A 17842-nucleotide genomic window follows, 5' to 3' on the forward strand; every position below is an offset into this window, starting at 1 on the left:
TCGGCGGTGACACACCTGGGTGAGACTGGGCGCCATGGCCATGGACCCGAACATCTCCAAAGCCCGGCTCGCCCTGGGCACCCTCGTGCTGCTGGCGCTGGGCGGCTGCACCCTGGCGCTGATGATCTCCCTGGACGTGGGTGCCTTCCTGGCCCGCACCCTGCCCATCGTGGTCATGATCGGCGCCGCGGTGGCGGCCAACTCAATGGGCTGGTTCAACAAGAAGGTCAGGGACTGATCGCCCTGGCCACCTCGACCCAGCGGGGTTCCGGACCGCGGTGGGCGGCCGTGCACTGCACCGCGAAGGCGGCCACCACCCGGTCCGAGGTCAGCACGAACTCCACCCCGCGCGCCCCCTCCCGCACCTCGGCCACCTCGGAGACCGGGAACTCCCTTGTCCCCCAGGGATTGACCACCCGCACCCGCCCGTCGGCCAGTTCGATCCGCGCGCGGAACGCCGACCAGGCCGCCAGCCCCAGACCCAGGTAGAACACCCCGACCCAGACCCATTCCTCGGCGGGCATGCCGTGCTGCTGCCAGTCCGGGTTGGGCATCAGCGAGGGCACCAGCAGGAACGGCGCCAGCGCCACCGGCAGCACCACTGTCAGCAGGCGGACCCACCACCGCACCCGCCACACCCGAACCGTGCCCTGTTCCCCAGTCATATCGGCATTCTCGCAGGTCCCGCCTGCGCTCCTGGCGGCGCGGGTGCGTGCGCGACGCCGAAGGCCCCCCACACCAGCGGGGTCAGCTCCGGTGCCCCGGTCGAATCCCAGCCCTCGGCCTGGGCGCGTTGCCAGGCATTCAGTGCCGCAACGGGATCCGGCTGCTCCTGGGCCTCGTGCACGGCCAGCACCGCCGCGCTCAGCACGCCCTGGGCCGGCGGCTGGAAGCCGGGGAACAGCCGGGTCAGACCTGCGTCGGTGGGCAGAACCCAGCGGGTGGCGGTCACGTACTCGGCCCCGCCGTGCACCAGCGCGGCGACCAGGCCGGAGGGTTCGGCGTAGCGGTGGTCGCCGCCGCTCTCGCAGGCGATCAGGGCGGTGCGGTTGGGGATCCGCCAGCCGAGCAGGTCGGCCGCGGTGAGCGGACCCTGGGCCAGGTGCAGGCGGGCGTCCAGGGCGTGCGCGGCGGTGGTGACGTGGCCGACGTAGAGGAACCGGCCCGCCTCGGCCAGCGCCGGGCGCAGCGTGTCGCGGTCCAGAACCTCCAGTGCCGCAAGGGATTCCGGCACCTGGCCGAGGACCCGGCCGAGCGGGGTGGGCGGGTCCACCACCGCGGCCACCGGGCCGGCGCCGGGGGAGACCCGGCGGGCGACGGCGTTGCGCACGGTGGCCGGGGTGAGGATGGAGACCTTCGCGGTGTGCACGAAGCGTTCCTCCTCTTCCATCCGCAGTGATTCCCAGGGCACCTGAGCGGTGGACGGGGACGGCTGGATGCGCACGTGCAGCGGGCCCCGCTCGTGCGCCGCGTGCAGCTCCTGCCCCAGCTGGGACGGGAAGAGCACGCCGGTCAGCCGCCAGGACAGCGCGCGTTCGGTGTCCCGGTCGGTCAGCGCGCCGTGGGCCAGCGCCCTGGTCAGGGCCTGGTGCGCGGACTCGCCGGGACGCGGGGTGGGCAGCGCCGCGGCCAGTTCGGCCAGCGGCGGGCCGACCCGGTCCCTGGGCAGGATCAGCGCCCTGGGGTGCTCCGGATCGTGTTCCCAGCGCCAGCTGATGTACAGCTCACCCGCGTCGACATAGGTCACCTGGACGGTGGTCACCACGAGCGCACCACCTCCGCCGAACGCACCTGGATGCCGTAGCGCTGCTCAGCCAAATCCAGCCACGGATCCAGCGGCGAGGGCACCGCGGTATTCGCCCGGACCCGGGGCGGCAGCAGCAGTTCCGGCACCGGCAGCGGCTCACCCTCGCCCGCGGCGACCAGGGCCAGATCTTGCGGGGTGGGCAGGGACAGCAGCGCGGAGTGGTCGATCTCCGCGGGTTCGGCGGACTGGCCGGGCAGCGACACCGCGGCCGCCAGGTGGTCCAGGTAGGCCACGATCAGGTGTTCGTCCAGGGTGGCGCCGATGGCGACCAGGGCGGCCTTGGTGGCCGGGGCGGCGGCCTGGGCGATCCAGCGTTCCCGCATCGGACCGGCGCGGAAACGGCGGCGGGCGGCCTCGGCAGCCAGCGCGGCGGGCAGGGCCAGGTCCAGCGCGGGGGCGATGAGTTCGGCGGTGGGCACGCCGTGCGCGGCGCGGCGGTGCAGGGCGCCCGAGCGCCAGGAGTCCAGGGTCAGCGCCATGTGCCACATGCCGTTGTCCACGCAGAGCGCCCGCGCCTGGTCCAGGCACTCATCGGCCTTGGCGAACTCGGCCAGCGACTCGTAGGCGTTGCCGCGCACCGACAACACCCCCGAGAGGATCCGCGGCGAGTCCACCGGCACGTCGGCCAGCAGCCGCAACGTCTCCCGAGGGCGGGACTGGGTGACCGCGATGGCCGCGCGGCCGAACTGGCTGGCCACCCGGTGCCAGGGATCGGTGCCCAGTTTCGCCGCCGCGGTGTAGTGCGTCAGGGCTTCCTCATCCCGGCCTGCCAGGTGGGCGAGCCTGCCGAGGCTGTTCAGCGCGACCGCCTCGCCGTCGCCCTCGCCGATCGCGGCGAACAACTCCCGGGCCAGGTGCAGGTGTTCCACGGCGGTGACCTGATCCCCGGTGCCATCGGCGATATCGGCCAGTGCCTGGTGCACGTTCGGGATCAGCGTCGGCGCGGACCGCTCGGCCAGGGTCAGGGCCTGCTCGGCGTCGGCGGCGGCCTCGGCGTAGTCACCGGCGGCGGCCAGCACCGAGGCGCGGGTGCTGAGGAAGGCGGCCTGGCCCTGTTCCTGGGGGAGCGGGAACCAGGTGATGGCCTCGAGTCCGGCGTCGAGCACCTGCCGGGCCTGGGCGAAATCGGCGTGGTGGCGCAGGGCGTGGGCCAGCTGGACCAGCCAGGTGAGCAGGTTGCCGAGCACGGGCTGCGCGGTGTCGTTGGCCGGTTCCAGGTCCAGCGACCGCCGCAGGTCGGCGAGGGGTTCCTGCCATTCGCCGGTGTTGAGCACGGTCATCGCGCGCACGGCGAACAGGGTGGCGCGCAAAGACACCGTGCCGAACTCATCGCCTACCAGGGCCTCGCACTCGTGGGTCAGCTCGATCGCGGTGTTGACCAGGTCGATCGCCTCCTGGCCCTCGGCGAGACCGGCCAGGTTGATCAGTGTCTGGGCCCGCCTGGCCAGTGCCTCGGGATCATCGGGCGCGGTCAGGGTCAGCTCGTATGCCTTGCGCACCAACCGGTTCGCCGCCGCCAGGTTGCCCCGGCCGGCCTGCAGCGCGCCCTTGTTGTGTAGCTTCTTCCACTTCTGCCAGCGTGGTCCGGCGGGAGTGGTCACAGCAGTCGCCCGGCGCGTTCGGCGAGGGTGGCGGCCGGATCATCCAGTCGGGACAGGGCAAATCCCACCAGTGCGGCGCGGCGGGCTGGTGCGGCCGGATCCGGGGGAGTGGGTTCGGCGAACTCCGGCGCGTACACGGTGAGCACCCGCTGGTCGGCGGGCAGCAGCAACGCGGTGGCGGGCAACGGGATCGAGCCGGTCAGTGCACCGGTCGGCGTGGGTTCCAGGTCCAGTTCGACCGGCCCGAACCGCGCGGCCAGTCGCGGCGGGAAGCCGACGGGACCGGGCGGGATGGCGGCTTCCAGCACGGAGATCCCGTTGCGGCGCAGGATGATCCAGCTCGCCTCGGCGACCGCGTCCACCGCGCCCGCCGGTACCAGCGACCAGTCCACCGGCGCCGTACCCCGTTGCACCACCAGGCCATCCGGGGTCCCGCCACCACTGGCGGCGAGCGCGTAGTCATCCCGCCGGGTCAGGGCCGCCGGTGCGGGCGCCTGGACGCCGAAGTTCTCGGCCAGCGCGGCCAGCCGTTCGGCCAGTGCGAGTGCCTCGGCGTGCAGGGTTTCGTTGGCGGACAAGGCTTCCAGCGGGAGTGGCAGCAATCCGGACAGTGCGCGGTCGGTGGCGTGCTCGTCGTCGAGCAGGTGGCTGACCGCGTGCGTGGCCAGCGCGTGCTCGGCGGCCAGCAACGCCGGGTGCAGCGGCGGCACCCCGGCCACACTGGAGGCAGGCCACCAGGATCGGGCCCAGTTCAGGCAGGCCAGCCGGTGCACGGCGGCCAGCACCGCAGGCTCGGCCAGTTCCCACAGCCAGGCGGCGGCGCGGTCGGGCGTGTGCACCTCGGTGACTGGATCCGGCGCGCCCAGCAGGTCCCAGGACACCAGTGCGCCCGCGGCCTCCACCAGCGCGGTCTGCTCGGGATGGGTCATGCCGCCCCCGCCCTGGTCAGCGCCGAGCGCAGCTGGTCCCGCTGGTCCATGATCACCGAGCGCAGCACCCCGTCCAGCAGATCCCACACCTGCTCGGCGGTGACCTCCTCAGCACGCAGTTCCCGGCCATGCAACCGCACCCACAACCGGCGCAGATAGGCTTGGCGCACCCCAAAAACGTCCGCGCGCGAGCGTTCCGGCACCTCGGCCGCGGGCAGCCGTTGCACCCGTCGCACGTACGCCTCGCGCTGCCAGCGGGCGCGCAGCCGGGTGGCCGCGCCGGGGGCGGCCGGACCGTCGGCGTCCAGGCCGTCGGTGGCGTCCCTGCCCAGCACCAGCACCACCCGGCTGACCTCCTCGGCCAGCTGCCAGGGCTGCGCGCAGCGGTGGATCTCCTGTCGTACCAGCGCGGGCACCCCGGCCATCGCCTCGCGGTGGTAGGCGCTGGTGAAGGCGGCGAAGAGGCGTTCCAGGATCGAGCGGTCCAGTGGTTTGGGCAGCTGTTTCTTGGACGCGGTGCTGCCCAGCGCGGGCGGGATCAGCCGCTCGTGGTCGGTAAGCCCGTAGCCCAGCGCCACCCCCGGCCGCTCCACCTCGGCCGCTTCGTGCGTGCCCGCGCGGTCCCGCACCAGCGTCGCGAACAGCGCGGCATCCGGGGCATCGGCGCTGGTGGCCAGGAACTCGGCGGGCCGGGCGGCGGGCGCGGTGCGTTGCCGGGGCGCGGGCCAGGTCCGGCTGAGCAGCGCGGTCAGCTCGGGGGCGTGCGTGCGGACGAACTCGCGCAACTCGGTGACGGTGAGCCGTCCGCCGGGTTCGTGGATCTCGGCGATGGTGCCGGTGGCGATCCGGTCGGCATCCGGCCGGGTGTCCGGGGCGCCGTACTCGGTGGCCAGCTCGTAGCAGCGCTGGAAGTACAGGTCCTGCGGGTTGCCCTCGGTGATCTTGGCCCGCCGCCGCGCCTTCTTGAGCAGGGTGAACCAGCCCGCGGTGGCCACCAGCGCCGGTCCGGCCGCGGCCAGCACCGCGCGCAGCTCCTCGGCGTGCTCGGCCCGCACCGAGACCCCGGCGAAGCGCGGATTCTGCGTTGGCCGCAGCACCAGCGGGTCCAGGATCAGCTTCTCCGTGCGTGCCAGCGGACGGCCCAGGCCGTTGCTCAACGGCGCCACCGCCGGACCCAGCTCCAGCCAGGCCTGAGCCAGCACTTGCCCCCGTGACACCGTCGTCACCGTCCCCATCCCCATACCGGCCAGCCTAGGCGTTGCCGGCGACGGTCCAGCCGATGGCGGCAAAGTTGTGATCGGTAGCCGGAGCCCGGGCTCGAAGCTTCTCCCATGACGAGAGGAGCAGCCCGATGAAGGACAGCAGCCAGGCCGGGTACGTGTGGGCGGCGCCCGGACCCTATGAGGTGCAGCGCGGCCTCCGCCGACGGAAGCGCAACGGCGGGATCTTCGTGCTGGTCCTGTTCTCGTTCATCGGATTCATGGTCTTCGGCATGTCCTACTTCGCCTCGCCGTACGTGAGCGCCGCCCCGCAGAAGGGGGTCGGGTTCGCCACGGTGGCGGAGAAGGAGATCGCGCTGGTGCCCTACCGGCGCAGCGGCAGCCGGGGCCTGTTCCAGATGATCACCCAGGACACCTTCCAGGTGCGGCTGTTCGCCGTCGAACTGGACACCGGGCGGCGGCTGTGGGACACGCAGCTCTCCAGCATGCCGAGCTGGCAGGCCAAGGTGATCACCGCGGGCGCCCGTAACGCCTATGTGGCCACCGACGGCGGCCTGGTGATCCTGGACCTGGCCAGCGGCGAGATCCTGGCCCGCGACGGCGACATCCAGGGCCTGCCGAACCCGGTGACCTCCAGCGCCGCCTACGGCTACGACGCCGCGTCCACCTCGATCGTGACCATGAGCGCCGACGGCGGCCTGCGCACCATTCCACTGGACACCGTGGTCGCGGCCCCGGCGCCGCCGGAGCTGGCCAGGGCCTGGCGGGGCAAGCTCAGCCCCCAGCGTCCCGGCTCCGACAGCACTGGCGGTGCCAGTTCCAGCCACGGTGTGCTCGCCGGGCGGGAGAAGGTGGAGCTGATCCCGCGGGAGGACGTGCCCGGCCTGAGCCTGGTCCGCCGCACCGGGAACAGCGGCGGCACGCCGATCGGCGAGACCGTCTTCCACAAGGGCAGCCTGCCGCTCACCCCGCCGCCTGGTGAGATCGAGGGCAAGGGCTTCCCGGACAACATCACCAGTCCGGCAGCAGGCACACCCGCCGGACTGGTGGTGGTGCACCACCTCCGCGACCTCAACTCCGGGAACTACGCGGTGAGCGTGGTGTCCGTACAGACCGGCCAGATCGTCGCGACCCACCCGATCGGCCCCAGCTCGATCCGCGCCCTGACCAGCCCCGGCAAGCGCACGCTGCTCTTCGCCGACGGTGCGGACAGCGTCCTCGGCGACGGCGTCGCCACGGTCGGCCTGGACGGGCACATCAACTGGTTCTACCTCGGCAGCATCGATTTCTTCGGCAACCCCTCGCTCTGAAAGGACTGGACATGAAGATCCTCGCCTGGCTCATCGCCGCGGTCGGCCTGGTCGCCACCTTCCTCTACCTCCGGGAGGGCCTCACCGGTGCGGGCCCGATGCCCTGGCTCAACGGCTTCATCGCGGGCCCGATCTGCGCGGTGACCGTGGTCCCCATGCTGTTCCGGGTCAGCAAGGCACTGGAGAACTCCGGCTTCGGCGGGAAGATCCCGGCCGCCTACCGGGGTGCGCCGATCGGCATGGGCACGGTGGTCTCGTTGTCCCGCACCGGATTGTCCGTCAACGACCAGCCGCAGCTGCTGATCACCCTGGATGTGGACACCCAGGACGGCCGCTCCTTCCGGGCCGTGGCCAAGCAGATGGTGGACCTGACCGACATGCCCGCGGTGCAGCCGGGCAGCCTGCTGCCGGTGCGCTACCTGCCAGGGAACGACAAGGTCGTGCTGGCCACCGACGCGCCCCCGGCCGAACTCCAGCAGGTGCTCGACCAGATCCGGCTGGCCAAGGGCCTGGTGACCCCTCGGCAGCTGCAGATCGCCCAGCAGGGCCAGGAAACCCGGGCGGTGGTGCTGTCCATGGCCCCCACCGGCGAGATCCGCGGCGACCGCGCGGTGGTGTCCCTGGGCATGCGGGTGAGCAGGCCCGATGGCAGCAGCTTCGACCTGGTGCAGGAGAAGACGCTCTCGCCGGAGATGGTCGCGCACGCCCAGCCGGGCGCGGTGGTCCGGGTGCGCTACCTGGCCCACGACGAGTCCGAGGTGGTCGTCCTGGTACCGGCCCAGTCATGACGGTGCGGCGGGTTCTGACCCGGATCGCGGCCGGGATGGTGACCGTCGGGGTGATCGTGCTGATCTTCAAGGGCTGCGCGGCCAATCTCCGGGCCAGCGGCGCCACCGTGTACGAGTTCTTCCGCGCCGTCGCGATCAACTCCCCGACGGCCTGCCGGCTGCTCTCCGGCGCCGCCCTGACCAAGTTCCAGGCCAGGGCGAACGCCGAGAGCTGTGAGAAGGCGGTGGCCAAGGTGTCCCGCGGGCTCAGCACACCCCAGTTCGAGCAGCTGCTCAAGGGCGAGGCCGACGTGCTGGAGTACCACTCGGCGATCCGCCCGGACTTCAGCAGCCGGGTGGAGATCCACTTCGACCCGAACCCACTGGGGATGGAGCTGATCGTGCTGGCCGAGCACGACGGGCGGGAGACGATCAGCGACTGGGGCTGGGAGATCCGGGAGCTGTCCTGACCCGAGGCAAGCGACCGGCGCGAGGGGTGCGCCGGTCGCTTCTGCATGTTTACCGACCGTTCGGTAGGCGGCGGCGTTGAACTGCCGTCACTGGTGCGGGACGGGCACACCCGCGGCCCGCAGTCTGGCCTCGACGAGCCCGTTCAGCCGGACCCAGACCGGCTGACCTTCGCCGTGGTTGTTGATCAGCCCGTACCGGGTGACGGCCTCGGGCGTGGACTGGACGCCCGCCGGTACCTCCAGGCGCTCGCGGTCGGCCAGCAGGTTGCCGGCCAGCGCGGCGGCCAGCTCCTCGATCCGCGGGTCGTCCGGATCCCAGGTCCGCGCGTCCCAGGCACGCTTGGTCAGCAGGACGAACCCGGGATCGTCGAGCCGGTGTTCGAGCTGGGTCAGGAAGAGGTCGAACAACTCCGGCGCCACCGCCCTGGCCAGCACCAATGCCTCCCGCTGACCGGCCACGTAGCCGGGATCGAAGTCAAGCTCGGTGAGCCGGTCCAGGATCGCCAGCGCACGGTCGGGCAACAGCAGCCGGTCGCCCTCGGCGAGCCGGCGCAGGGTGTCGCGCCGGGCGGTCAGGGCGGCGATCTGCTCGGTGAGGCGCCGGTCGACGTCGGTGACCGCGGCGGTGAACTGCTCGGCGTCCGCGTCGAGCAGCGGCCCGGTCTCGGCCAGCGGCACCCCGGCGGTGGCCAGGATCCGGACCTGGACCAGCCGCAACAGGTCGGCCGAGCCGTACCGCCGGTAGCCGGAGCTGTCCCGAGGTGGTTCGTCGAGCAGCCCGTGCTGGTGGTAGTGCCGCAACGTCTTCACCGTGACCCCGGTGAAGGCCGCGGCCTGGCCGATCGTGACGCCGGTCGGGGGAGCCATGCGGGTCAGTGTGTGGCCTGCCCCAAGGTCAAGGTCAACCCGCCTGCCCGCCGCAGAACACCTTGAGCAGCCGGTCCAACGCCTTCGGGAACGCGTTCGCCAGGTCGACCTCGGCGTCCCCGCCGGTCACCGAGGCGGTGAGGGTCCGGCTGCCGTCGGGCGTGCTGTACATCAGCGCCCCGTAGCCGATGGTGCTGCCGTTGTGGAAGAACAGGGTGCCGCCGCAGTCCGGGCCCAGCTCCTGCACGCGCACCCCGAGGCCGAAACCGTTGCTGTGCGGCGAGGTCCGGCGCATCTCGGCCAGTAGCGGAGCGGGCAGCAGCCTGCCGCCCATCAGCGCGGCGAAGAAGGTGTGCAGGTCCTGGGTGGTCGAGATCAGGTCACCCGAGGCGAACAGCAGGGACGGATTCTGGCGGGTGACATCGACCGTGTGTGTTTGGCCCGCGTGCTGGTAGCGGTAGTAGCCGTGCGCGTGCGGCCCGGGGATGCCCGGCCACTTGCCCGGTGCCACGGTGCTGTCCAGGCCGAGTGGACGCAGGATCCGCCGCTGCAACTCCTCGGCGTAGGAGCGGCCGGTGACCTGCTCGATCAGCAGTGCGGCCAGCGCGTAGTTGGTGTTCGAGTAGCTCCAGCCCGTGCCCGGCGCGAACCTCGCCGGTCTGGCCAGCGCGAACCGCACCAGCTCGTCCGGCTGGTAGCCGCGGAACCGGTTGTCCACCCAGTCCTGGCCGGTTGAAGGCAGTCCGGGCACGACCGTCCCGTCCGGGTCGACCTCGCCGGTGTGGTTGAAGATCCCGCTGGTGTGCGCCAGCAACATCCGCACCGTGATCCGCGGGTCCAGGGCGAACCGCGGCAGGTGGCCGGCCGCAGGCGAGTCCAGGCCGATCCGGCCCTCGGCCACCAGCTGCAGCACCATGGTCGCGACGAAGGTCTTGGTGTTGCTGCCGATCCGGAACCTGCCATCCGTCGGCGGCCGCGCGGTCTCACCCAGTTCGCGCACCCCGGCGCTGCCCGTCCACTCGCCGCGCTGATCGTGCACGCGCGCCTGCATCCCGGCGAATCCGATGTCGACGAACGCCTGAACGGCCTGCTGCAGCTCCGGGCGATCCGGCCGGGCAGCGGCCTCGGGGGCGGCCCCGGCCAGCAGCGCGACAGTAAGCGCCGTGGCCCCTGCTCGCCGCAATGACTGCGGCTTGTTGTGTGTCATGCGGCCAGGCTGCAGCCCGCCCTCGGGGCGGGGTCAACGACTCCGCTGGCGATTCCGCCCCGCCGTGCCGATCTTCCGGCGATTTGGGCCAACTGGTACGCCAGTTTGGCCCAAGTGGGCGTACCGGTTGGCCCAAGTGGTACGGAACATGCCGCCGGTTCGCTAGCAGAGTCGGTCAACTTCCGTCAACGCGACGTAGAAACGTCCCTACCAACCGGTCGGTGAACTGCTCGTCGACTGGGCTGCCGGTGACCAGCACGCGGTAGTAGATCGGCCCGACGAGCTGATCGACCTCCGCCGCCACGTCCAGGTCGGCGGGCAACTGTCCCCGGTGCACGGCCCGCTCGATCGCCAGCCGGTCGCGGTCGTGTTGCTCGTCGAGGAACCGGGTCCGCAGCACCGCGGCGAATCCGGGGTCGTGCTGGGCGTGTCCGAGCAGGGCGCGCAGCACGGCGCCCGCGTCCGACCGGGTCAGGAAGTGGGTCAGGCGCCGCAGGTAGTCCCGCAGGTCGGGGCCGAGGTCGCCGTGATCCGGCACGACCAGGTCTTCGGCCGCGTCCTGCAGGAAGGCGTCGAGCAGGATGTCGGTCTTCGTGCTCCACCAGCGGTAGATGGTCTGCTTGGCCACCCCGGCGCTCGCGGCGATGGCCTCGACGGTGACCCCGGCGAATCCCTTCTCCACCAGCAGATCATCGGCGGCTTCCAACACCGCGAGCCGGGCCTGCTCACTGCGTCCGTGCCGATTGCCGCGATGCCGCGGCGCCGCCACGTCGTCCGATTTCATCGCCACCTCCGCGGCTGAGGGTACGACCTTACCGCCTAGACTAGACGAACCGTTGCGTCTACTCTGGCTCGCATGACGCATTCCAGCACTCTCGAAGACCCCAGGGTCAGCGCCGCGCTGACCCGCATGTTCGCCTCGGCCGACCAGGACGAGACCCGCCTCCCGCCGTCCTGGCGCACCGACTTCGCCGCCGCGACGCCGCAGGAGCAGGCCGATGCCGCGGCGGAGATCTTCATGCCGATCTCGGCCCAGGGCGGCAGGCTGCTCTACAACCTGATCCGGGCCATCCGGCCGACCACCGTGGTCGAATTCGGCACCTCATTCGGGATTTCCACCCTCTACCTGGCCGCCGCGGTCCGCGACAACGGCTCCGGCCACGTCATCACCACCGAACTCAGCGCGGCCAAGGCCGAGGCCGCCCGCCGCACCTTCACCGAGTCCGGCCTGGACGACCTGATCACGATCCGGCTCGGCGACGCCCGCGAGACCCTCGCCGAGGACACTCCGGTCGACTTCGTCCTGCTCGACGGCTGGAAAAACCTGTGCCTGCCAGTGCTGAAACTCCTGGAACCGCGACTGGCCCCTGGCACCCTGGTGGTGGCCGACGACGTCGACCTGGCTGATTTGCAGCCCTACCTCGACTACGTCCGCGACCCGGGAAACGGCTACCAGAGCGTGACTTTCCCGGTCGAGGACGGCATGGAGATCAGCTGCCGGCTGTGACCGCGGGCAGCGCCAGCGACACGGTCAGGCCGCCCTGACCGGCCGTCGGCGCCGCGGCGCCGGTCAGCCTGGTTCGACCGGGAGCCACAGTTCGCAGGTCGCGGTGCTGAAATCGTCCGCGCGGTCCAGGATCGTGACGATCGAGGGTCCTGGCCGCAGCCGCCACGGGTTGCCAGGGAACCACTCGGTCGCGGTCGCGGCCCAGGTCGTCTGCAGGGTCTGCGGGTAGGGGCCGGTGGTGCGGAAGACCGCCCACCGGCCCGCCGGCACCTCGATGCCGTCGAGGTCGTCGGGGGCCGGGGTGTCCGGGGAGACGGCCACCCCGTGCAGGTAGGTCAGTTCGCTGCCTTCGGTGTTGTCGGGATCGAGGTCGTCGCAGACCTGCAGCAGGCCATCGGGTTCGGTGTTGCCGAGGGTCTTGAGCCGCTGGTGTTCGGCTTGCGGCAGTGCGGTGATGTGCTGCTGGATGTGCGGGTTGACGCCGTGGTGGATGAGCGGGACGCGGGTGGCGTGGCCGAGGAGCCGGAACGCGGGGCGGTCGAGGATGCGGGTGTCCATGGGGATGTTTCCTTCGACGGTCAGGCGGAACCTGAGTTGTGGTTGGGTGCGAAGGGGACCGCCGTCGCGGCGGACGTCACTCGGACCGGCGCCGTGGACCGCCCGGAATGCCCGGCCGAATGCCTCGGTTGAGCCGTAGCCGTGCCGGACGGCGATGCTGAGCAGATCGTGCTCGCCCAGGATCACGTCGGCGGCGGCGACGGTCATGCGCCGCCGGCGCACGTACTCCGACAGCGGCATGCCCGCCAGGGACGAGAACATCCGGCGCAGGTGATAGCCGGTCGTGCCCAGCTCCCTGGCCAGCCCGTCGAGGTCGAACTCCGCGCCCAGGTGCTGCTCGACCAGATCGACCAGCCGGTTGAGTGCCGAGATCATGTGGCCTCCCTTCGACCTCAACTCTGGTCGACAGCGCCCGCCTGCGCCCGACCGCGGCGAACCGATCCGATCAGTCGATTCAGCGCCCGTCCATCGGCACGGGATCGGCCAGTCGCAGCAGGTAGCGCAGCCCTGGGCGCCCGGCCAGCAGGACTTGCTCCCCGGTGGGCTCGAACCCGGTGCGGCGCAGCACCGCCTGGGAGCCGAGGTTGTCGACCGCCGCGGAGGCCCGCAGGCTCTCCAGTCCGTAGTCCCGCGCCGCCAGCGCGCACAGCTGGCGCACCGCGGCAGTGGCCAGGCCCTGGCCCGCGGCCCGCGCCGCGATCCGGAACCCCAGCTCGGCACCGCCATCGGCCACCTCGACCAGGTTCACCCGGCCCAGCACCTCGCCGTTGTCGCCGAGCACCACGTGGAAATGGCACACCCCGGCCGCCTGCTCCGCCAGCAGCGCGCGATGCCGCCGCGGGAAACCCGCGAAGTAGTCATCGCCCCGGTCGGGCACCGCGGCCGCGAAGTACGCGCGGTTCTCCCGCTCGAACGCGAGTACCGCCGCGGCGTGGTCAAGCCGAAGGCGTTCGATCATGGGCACCGCGGCACGGTACCCCCGCCTGCCTGGATCAGGCACCGCGCTACTCGATCACTGGCTCGCCGGTGTGGCGCAGGAAGGTGGCGGCCAGGATCTCCTGGAACCCGGACACCGTGCTCACTCGCCGCGTGGTCCTGGTGAACAGCGGCGCACCGAACCGGCGCTCCAGCTTCTTGATCGTCTGGCTGATCGAGGCGGGGGCCAGCCGCAGGGGTTCCGCGGTCCGGGCGAAGTGCAGTTCCTCGGCCAGGGTAAGGAACACCTCGATGTCCTGCCGTTCCATGCCTGGATTATTCAGCATGGCCGAACAATCATGGCGGAACTCCGCGTTGATCACCGCGTGGTCCCGGACCAGGATCGGTGCCGACGCACCAGCGGATCCAGGAGGCGACGACATGAACGACACCGAACAGCGATCAACGCACCGGCACACCAGTCGCGGCGTAAGCGAGGCGGGCCCGTGCTGAGGCAGGTCGCGGAAGGTGTGCTGGTGCACGAGAGCGAGTTCGTGCAGAGCAACGCCGTTGTGGTGCAAGGCCATGCGGGCGTGCTGCTCGTCGATCCCGGGGTGCAGGACCACGAAATGGTCTGCCTCGCCAACGATCTGGCCGAGTTGGGCCAGCCCGTGGTGGCCGGTTTCTCGACGCATCCGGATTGGGATCACCTGCTGTGGCATGCCCGGTTCGGCGCGGCCCCGCGGTATGGCACGCCCCGCTGCGCGGCCACGGTCCGGGAAGAGCTGTCCGATCCCGGTGCGAAGGCCGCGATCACCGCCCATCTGGAATCGACGGGCATCGCCGAGCGGGTGCCGCTGGACCTGTACGGCCTCATCACCGCCCTGCCCGCCGGGACAGTGCGGATTCCCTGGGATGGCCCGCAGGTCCGGATCATCGAGCATCAAGCGCACGCACCGGGTCATGCGGCGCTGGTGATTGAGGACCGCGGGGTTCTTGTCGCCGGGGACATGCTTTCCGATGTCCTGGTTCCCATGCTCGACCTGGGCGACACCGCTGACCCGATCGAGGACTACCTCGCCGCACTGCGGTTGCTGGCGGGCGTGGCGGACGAGGTCGAGGTCGTCGTCCCCGGCCACGGGTCAGTCGGCGGAACTGATCAGGTGCACGCTCGGATCGAGCAGGATCGGGCGTACGTGCTCGCCTTGCGTGCGGGCCAGGTGCCCAGTGACCCTCGGGTCGGCCCCTCGGCCAAGCCCGGGTGGGAGTGGGTGAGCGATGTGCATGACGGGCAAGCCCGGCGGCTCGCCGAACGGAACGACCGCGGCGGCACTCGTGGCTGACGATCGGCGCCTGGCCCGCGCCGCGGTGGTCAGCCGGTGAGGGCCTGGGTGATCTGGCGGGTGGTCTGCGCGGCGACGCGGGGGTTGACCGCGGCGTAGGAGACATAGGCGTTCAAACCGGTGGCCAAGGCCCAGCCTCGACCGCGAGTCCAGGTGGCGTCGTCCACGTCGAGCGCGGCGCGGAAGATGGCTCGCGTCTCGGCCGACAGGAGGGTGAAGGCGATGATCAGGTCGCAGGCCGGATCGCCCACACCGAACTCACCGAAGTCGATGACCGCGCTGAGGCGGCCACCGGTCGTCAGCAGGTTGCCGGTGTGGAAATCGCCGTGGCACCAGACCGGTGGACAGTCCTGTTCGTCGGCGAGGAGGGCCGCGTCCCACAGTTCGGCCATCGCCGCGCTGTCGAACGCGGCGCCGACCTTGGCGATGGCCGAACGCGTTGCCGGGTCCCGCGCCGCCAGCGGCCGGCCGGTGAGGTCCTCGGTCGGTTCGGCGTCGAACCGGTGGAGTGCGGTCAGGAACCCGGCCAGCACCCCGGCGGCCTCATGTGAGCCGGACAGGGCCTCGACGGTCGCCACCTCGCCGTCCAGCCAGCGCGACACCGCCCACGGCCACGGGTAGCCGAAGTCCGCTTCGCCCACCCCCACCAGTTCGGGTACGGCAAGAGGCAGCTGCGGGGCGAGCCGGGGCAGCCACTCGGCTTCCTTCCGCGCCTGCTGGATCGCACCGGCATGGCGGGGCAGCCGAACGGACAGCTCCTCGCCCAGCCGGTAGATCACATGATCCGAGCCTGCCGGTGCGTGCGGAACCAGCGGTAGCCCGGCCCATCGCGGGAACTGGGTGTCGACCAGCCGTCTGGCCAGCGCGGCATGGAGTGGCGGGGCGGTGTCGAAGGTCAAGTGCGGCTCCGGTGGGTAGCGGTGATTCCGAGCAGCCTGCCACCCAGCGGACGGCTCAGCCCAGGCGGCGCATGGCGACCAGATCGCCCCACATCACGCCGGAGACCTTCACCGTGTCACCGCCCTGCGGCGCGTGCACCATCTTTCCGTCGCCCACGTAGATCCCGATGTGACCGACCGGTTGGTAGAAGGCCACAAAATCACCCGGCCGCAACTGGTCCCTGGTCACCGCGGTGCCGACCCTGGCCTGGTCCCGGCTGGAGCGGGGCAGCGTGACGCCGAGCTGGCGGTAGGACCAGAACAGCAGGCCGGAGCAGTCGAAGGTGTCCGGTCCGGTGGCGCCCCAGACGTAGGGCTTTCCCTGACGGCCCAACGCTTTCTGCATGGCCTGCTGGGCCAGGCCCTGTGGGATGTCGTTGACCGTGTAGTTGGTCTGGCCGCCGCCGGTGAGGGCGCCGCGGTCCCGGGCGGAGAGCCGGTCCAGCTGGGCCTTGGCACTGGCCACCCGCCGGTCCATCTCGGTCTTGCGCTGGTCCAGTTCGCCGAGCAGCCGGTTCGCCTGCACTTCGGCCTCGCCCGCGCGGCGACCGGCCTCCTCGGCCCGGCGCTGCGCGGTCTCGGCCAGCTGTAAGGCCCGGCGGTAGCCCTCCAGAGTGTCCTTGCGTTCGCTGGAGATGATGTCCAGCAACAACATCCGGTCCAGGAAGTCCTGGGGCGAGCCGCTGGTCATCAGGGTGGCGACCGGGTTGAGGCTGACATTGTCGAAGGAGGCCGCGGCCAGTTTGTCCACCTCGACCCGGTAGGTGCTGATGCTGTCCCGGGCGGTGCCCGCCTCCCGGTTGGCCTGGTCGAGCTGGGTCTTGGCGCTGTCCTGGTCCTTGCGGCGCCGGTCCAGGTCGTCGCGGGTGTTGTGCCACTCCTCGGTGAGTTTCACGGCCTCCTTGTTCAGCTCGGTGAGCTTGGTCAGCGCCTCGGAGGCGTTGGCCGGCGGCGGTGGATCGGCCGCCGCCGCACCCGGCACGGCCACCGAGGTGGCGCCGAGGGCGGCGATCAGCAGAGTCATCCGAACGGGTCGACGGTTGGGTTTGACAGCCACGCCGTCACACTACTATCGAGCGTAGGAGTTCGAGGGAGGTGGTCTGGACGTGCCAGAATGCGCAGGTGCACGGGCTGGGTGAACTGGAATCGGCGATCATGGACGTGGTGTGGGCCGCCGAGGGCGCGGTAGCCGTCCGTGATGTGCTGGAGTCGCTGAAACCCCATCGGGAGCTGGCTTACACCACGGTGCAGACCGTGCTGGACAAGCTGTGCCGCAAGGGCTGGCTCACCAGGGAAAAACACGGCCGCGCGTTCCGGTACCTGGCCACCGCCACCCGCGCGCAACGGACCGCCCGCCTGCTGCGCGAGGTGCTCGACGAGTCCCCGGACTCCGCCGCCGTCCTGCTGCACTTCGCCCAGTCGGTCTCCGCCGAGGAATCCGCCGCCCTGCGCGATGTGCTCGGCGAGGACGGCAGGCCCCGGTGACCGCGGGCCTGCTGCTGATCACCGCCGCCCTGGCGCTGGCCTGGTACGCCGCCCCGGCCCTCCGGCTGGCCCGCCGCACGCTGTCCCCGGCCCTGGCCCTGACCGCCTGGGTGCTCACCGCCACCGGCTTGCTGCTCGCCCTGCCCGCCGGGATCGCGCTGCTGCTGTTCCCCGAGGTCACCACCGCGGCCTGGTCCGCGACTGTCCACCGGTGCTGGACAGCGTTGCGTGCGGCTGGCCTGTTCGCGCCCGAGTCCGGCCTGCACACCACCGCGGTGCTCCTGGTGACCCTGCTGGTCAGCCGCCTGCTGCTGATCGTGATCCCGCACGCCCGCCGGGTCCGCCACCGCACCGGAAACCACCGCGACGCCCTGGCCCTGCTGGCCACCCCGGTCCCCGGCCGCCGCGACGTGGTCACCCTGCCGCACGACCAGCCCCTGGCCTACAGCCTGGCAGGCGCGGCCGGTCCCACGGTGGTCAGCACCGGCCTGCTCAGCCAGGCGCCCGAGGGCCAGCTGGCCGCGGTACTGGCCCACGAACAAGCCCATCGCACCCGGCGGCACCACCTGCTGGTGGCGAGTTTCGCCGCACTGCGCAAGGCTTTCCCGTTCGTGCCGCTGTTCCGGGCCGCCCCGGCCGAGGTGGCCTTGCTGACCGAACTGGACGCGGACGCCGTCGCCGCCCGCGGGCAGGGCGTGCCCGCGGTGCTGGCCGCGTTGCGCGCCTTCCCGCACCACACGGCGGCCCCGGGTGAGCAGCTGGCCGCCCGGATCGCGCACCTCTCCCGACCGAGCGGTAGGTACTGGCGTCGGGCGGCACCGGTGCTGGTGCTCGCCTGCGCGGTGGTCAGCGCGGGCTGGGCGGCGAGCGCGGTCAGCGAACTGTGTGTGCTGTCGCTGGTGCTCGGCGCGCACTGAG

At 71.6% G+C, this 17842-nt stretch carries 21 protein-coding genes; 8 read left to right on the forward strand and 13 right to left on the reverse strand.

Features of this window, described 5'->3' with window-relative positions; all coding sequences use genetic code 11:
• The first annotated feature begins 34 nt into the window (after nucleotides 1–34).
• On the forward strand, nucleotides 35–238 hold the full coding sequence (locus ACTOWY_RS32940) for a hypothetical protein (RefSeq protein WP_441313496.1): 204 nt from the start codon (nucleotides 35–37) through the stop codon (nucleotides 236–238).
• Here the strand turns inward: ACTOWY_RS32940 and ACTOWY_RS32945 are convergent.
• The 5 genes from ACTOWY_RS32945 to ACTOWY_RS32965 are packed head-to-tail and all read right to left on the reverse strand — an operon-like array spanning nucleotide 228 to nucleotide 5554.
• On the reverse strand, nucleotides 228–665 hold the full coding sequence (locus ACTOWY_RS32945) for a PH domain-containing protein (protein WP_441313497.1): 438 nt from the start codon (nucleotides 663–665) through the stop codon (nucleotides 228–230). The two genes, ACTOWY_RS32940 and ACTOWY_RS32945, sit on opposite strands and share 11 nt — an antisense overlap.
• Nucleotides 662–1762, reverse strand: coding sequence for a hypothetical protein (locus tag ACTOWY_RS32950; RefSeq protein WP_441313498.1), 1101 nt, complete (start codon nucleotides 1760–1762; stop codon nucleotides 662–664). The genes ACTOWY_RS32945 and ACTOWY_RS32950 overlap by 4 nt, the downstream gene beginning before the upstream one ends.
• A complete protein-coding gene (locus tag ACTOWY_RS32955; protein WP_441313499.1) occupies nucleotides 1759–3408 on the reverse strand; it encodes a hypothetical protein in 1650 nt (549 codons plus the stop codon). The genes ACTOWY_RS32950 and ACTOWY_RS32955 overlap by 4 nt, the downstream gene beginning before the upstream one ends.
• Nucleotides 3405–4337 (reverse strand): hypothetical protein, encoded by a 933-nt coding sequence (locus ACTOWY_RS32960; RefSeq protein ID WP_441313500.1) that lies wholly within the window; start codon nucleotides 4335–4337, stop codon nucleotides 3405–3407. Before ACTOWY_RS32960 ends, ACTOWY_RS32955 begins: the two co-directional genes overlap by 4 nt.
• Nucleotides 4334–5554: a hypothetical protein gene (locus ACTOWY_RS32965; protein WP_441313501.1), complete on the reverse strand. Its 1221-nt coding sequence runs from the start codon at nucleotides 5552–5554 to the stop codon at nucleotides 4334–4336. Before ACTOWY_RS32965 ends, ACTOWY_RS32960 begins: the two co-directional genes overlap by 4 nt.
• A 134-nt stretch (nucleotides 5555–5688) precedes the next feature.
• Between ACTOWY_RS32965 and ACTOWY_RS32970 the strand changes: the two genes are divergently transcribed.
• Genes ACTOWY_RS32970 through ACTOWY_RS32980 form a run of 3 tightly spaced genes read left to right on the forward strand, consistent with a single transcriptional unit; the run spans nucleotide 5689 to nucleotide 8104 of the window.
• Nucleotides 5689–6867 carry a PA2928 family protein gene (locus ACTOWY_RS32970; RefSeq protein WP_441313502.1) on the forward strand — a complete coding sequence of 393 codons (1179 nt, stop codon included), beginning with the start codon at nucleotides 5689–5691 and terminating at the stop codon, nucleotides 6865–6867.
• 11 nt (nucleotides 6868–6878) lie between these two features.
• Complete coding sequence (locus ACTOWY_RS32975; protein ID WP_441313503.1) at nucleotides 6879–7655, forward strand: hypothetical protein; 777 nt, start codon at nucleotides 6879–6881, stop codon at nucleotides 7653–7655.
• Nucleotides 7652–8104 (forward strand): hypothetical protein, encoded by a 453-nt coding sequence (locus ACTOWY_RS32980; RefSeq protein WP_441313504.1) that lies wholly within the window; start codon nucleotides 7652–7654, stop codon nucleotides 8102–8104. The genes ACTOWY_RS32975 and ACTOWY_RS32980 overlap by 4 nt, the downstream gene beginning before the upstream one ends.
• Before the next feature lie 87 nt (nucleotides 8105–8191).
• On the opposite strand, the gene ACTOWY_RS32985 is transcribed toward ACTOWY_RS32980, so the two are convergent.
• From ACTOWY_RS32985 to ACTOWY_RS32995, 3 genes are all read right to left on the reverse strand, one after another.
• Nucleotides 8192–8971 carry a MerR family transcriptional regulator gene (locus ACTOWY_RS32985; protein ID WP_441313505.1) on the reverse strand — a complete coding sequence of 260 codons (780 nt, stop codon included), beginning with the start codon at nucleotides 8969–8971 and terminating at the stop codon, nucleotides 8192–8194.
• Between the two features lie 34 nt (nucleotides 8972–9005).
• Nucleotides 9006–10178 carry a serine hydrolase domain-containing protein gene (locus ACTOWY_RS32990; protein ID WP_441313506.1) on the reverse strand — a complete coding sequence of 391 codons (1173 nt, stop codon included), beginning with the start codon at nucleotides 10176–10178 and terminating at the stop codon, nucleotides 9006–9008.
• A 175-nt stretch (nucleotides 10179–10353) separates the two neighbouring features.
• Nucleotides 10354–10962: a TetR/AcrR family transcriptional regulator gene (locus tag ACTOWY_RS32995; RefSeq protein ID WP_441313507.1), complete on the reverse strand. Its 609-nt coding sequence runs from the start codon at nucleotides 10960–10962 to the stop codon at nucleotides 10354–10356.
• A gap of 72 nt (nucleotides 10963–11034) precedes the next feature.
• Here ACTOWY_RS32995 and ACTOWY_RS33000 point away from each other — a divergent pair, with 72 nt between their 5' ends.
• Nucleotides 11035–11685 carry an O-methyltransferase gene (locus ACTOWY_RS33000; RefSeq protein ID WP_441313508.1) on the forward strand — a complete coding sequence of 217 codons (651 nt, stop codon included), beginning with the start codon at nucleotides 11035–11037 and terminating at the stop codon, nucleotides 11683–11685.
• A 63-nt stretch (nucleotides 11686–11748) separates the two neighbouring features.
• On the opposite strand, the gene ACTOWY_RS33005 is transcribed toward ACTOWY_RS33000, so the two are convergent.
• The 3 genes from ACTOWY_RS33005 to ACTOWY_RS33015 all read right to left on the reverse strand — a co-directional run bounded on the left by ACTOWY_RS33005 (nucleotide 11749) and on the right by ACTOWY_RS33015 (nucleotide 13487).
• The gene (locus ACTOWY_RS33005; protein ID WP_441313509.1) at nucleotides 11749–12618 is read right to left on the reverse strand and encodes an AraC family transcriptional regulator; all 870 of its coding nucleotides are present in this window, start codon (nucleotides 12616–12618) and stop codon (nucleotides 11749–11751) included.
• 79 nt (nucleotides 12619–12697) lie between these two features.
• The gene (locus tag ACTOWY_RS33010) at nucleotides 12698–13201 is read right to left on the reverse strand and encodes a GNAT family N-acetyltransferase (RefSeq protein WP_441313510.1); all 504 of its coding nucleotides are present in this window, start codon (nucleotides 13199–13201) and stop codon (nucleotides 12698–12700) included.
• Between the two features lie 46 nt (nucleotides 13202–13247).
• On the reverse strand, nucleotides 13248–13487 hold the full coding sequence (locus ACTOWY_RS33015; protein WP_441313511.1) for a helix-turn-helix domain-containing protein: 240 nt from the start codon (nucleotides 13485–13487) through the stop codon (nucleotides 13248–13250).
• A gap of 177 nt (nucleotides 13488–13664) precedes the next feature.
• Between ACTOWY_RS33015 and ACTOWY_RS33020 the strand changes: the two genes are divergently transcribed.
• Nucleotides 13665–14501, forward strand: a complete 837-nt coding sequence (locus tag ACTOWY_RS33020) for an MBL fold metallo-hydrolase (protein ID WP_441313512.1) — start codon at nucleotides 13665–13667, stop codon at nucleotides 14499–14501.
• A 29-nt stretch (nucleotides 14502–14530) separates the two neighbouring features.
• Here ACTOWY_RS33020 and ACTOWY_RS33025 read toward each other — a convergent pair whose 3' ends face one another.
• Nucleotides 14531–15400, reverse strand: a complete 870-nt coding sequence (locus tag ACTOWY_RS33025) for an aminoglycoside phosphotransferase family protein (RefSeq protein ID WP_441313513.1) — start codon at nucleotides 15398–15400, stop codon at nucleotides 14531–14533.
• Between the two features lie 55 nt (nucleotides 15401–15455).
• Complete coding sequence (locus ACTOWY_RS33030) at nucleotides 15456–16463, reverse strand: C40 family peptidase (RefSeq protein ID WP_441313514.1); 1008 nt, start codon at nucleotides 16461–16463, stop codon at nucleotides 15456–15458.
• A gap of 98 nt (nucleotides 16464–16561) precedes the next feature.
• On the opposite strand from ACTOWY_RS33030, the gene ACTOWY_RS33035 reads away from it, so the two are divergent.
• Together ACTOWY_RS33035 and ACTOWY_RS33040 are read left to right on the forward strand one after the other, a co-directional pair.
• Nucleotides 16562–16924, forward strand: a complete 363-nt coding sequence (locus ACTOWY_RS33035) for a BlaI/MecI/CopY family transcriptional regulator (protein ID WP_441313515.1) — start codon at nucleotides 16562–16564, stop codon at nucleotides 16922–16924.
• On the forward strand, nucleotides 16921–17841 hold the full coding sequence (locus ACTOWY_RS33040) for a M56 family metallopeptidase (RefSeq protein ID WP_441313516.1): 921 nt from the start codon (nucleotides 16921–16923) through the stop codon (nucleotides 17839–17841). The genes ACTOWY_RS33035 and ACTOWY_RS33040 overlap by 4 nt, the downstream gene beginning before the upstream one ends.
• The last annotated feature ends 1 nt before the right edge of the window (nucleotide 17842 follow it).

The sequence above is a fragment of the Crossiella sp. CA198 genome, from assembly GCF_052078295.1.
Classification (GTDB): Bacteria; Actinomycetota; Actinomycetes; order Mycobacteriales; family Pseudonocardiaceae; genus Crossiella.

What these genes read in the sequence shown, in the direction of transcription:
- ACTOWY_RS32940 (WP_441313496.1), top strand. Translation starts at nt 35, where the DNA reads ATGGCCATGGACCCGAACATCTCCAAAGCCCGGCTCGCCCTGGGCACC.
- ACTOWY_RS32945 (WP_441313497.1), bottom strand. Translation starts at nt 665, where the DNA reads ATGACTGGGGAACAGGGCACGGTTCGGGTGTGGCGGGTGCGGTGGTGG.
- ACTOWY_RS32960 (WP_441313500.1), bottom strand. Translation starts at nt 4,337, where the DNA reads ATGACCCATCCCGAGCAGACCGCGCTGGTGGAGGCCGCGGGCGCACTG.
- ACTOWY_RS32970 (WP_441313502.1), top strand. Translation starts at nt 5,689, where the DNA reads ATGAAGGACAGCAGCCAGGCCGGGTACGTGTGGGCGGCGCCCGGACCC.
- ACTOWY_RS32975 (WP_441313503.1), top strand. Translation starts at nt 6,879, where the DNA reads ATGAAGATCCTCGCCTGGCTCATCGCCGCGGTCGGCCTGGTCGCCACC.
- ACTOWY_RS32980 (WP_441313504.1), top strand. Translation starts at nt 7,652, where the DNA reads ATGACGGTGCGGCGGGTTCTGACCCGGATCGCGGCCGGGATGGTGACC.
- ACTOWY_RS32985 (WP_441313505.1), bottom strand. Translation starts at nt 8,971, where the DNA reads ATGGCTCCCCCGACCGGCGTCACGATCGGCCAGGCCGCGGCCTTCACC.
- ACTOWY_RS32990 (WP_441313506.1), bottom strand. Translation starts at nt 10,178, where the DNA reads ATGACACACAACAAGCCGCAGTCATTGCGGCGAGCAGGGGCCACGGCG.
- ACTOWY_RS32995 (WP_441313507.1), bottom strand. Translation starts at nt 10,962, where the DNA reads ATGAAATCGGACGACGTGGCGGCGCCGCGGCATCGCGGCAATCGGCAC.
- ACTOWY_RS33000 (WP_441313508.1), top strand. Translation starts at nt 11,035, where the DNA reads ATGACGCATTCCAGCACTCTCGAAGACCCCAGGGTCAGCGCCGCGCTG.
- ACTOWY_RS33005 (WP_441313509.1), bottom strand. Translation starts at nt 12,618, where the DNA reads ATGATCTCGGCACTCAACCGGCTGGTCGATCTGGTCGAGCAGCACCTG.
- ACTOWY_RS33010 (WP_441313510.1), bottom strand. Translation starts at nt 13,201, where the DNA reads ATGATCGAACGCCTTCGGCTTGACCACGCCGCGGCGGTACTCGCGTTC.
- ACTOWY_RS33015 (WP_441313511.1), bottom strand. Translation starts at nt 13,487, where the DNA reads ATGGAACGGCAGGACATCGAGGTGTTCCTTACCCTGGCCGAGGAACTG.
- ACTOWY_RS33030 (WP_441313514.1), bottom strand. Translation starts at nt 16,463, where the DNA reads ATGACTCTGCTGATCGCCGCCCTCGGCGCCACCTCGGTGGCCGTGCCG.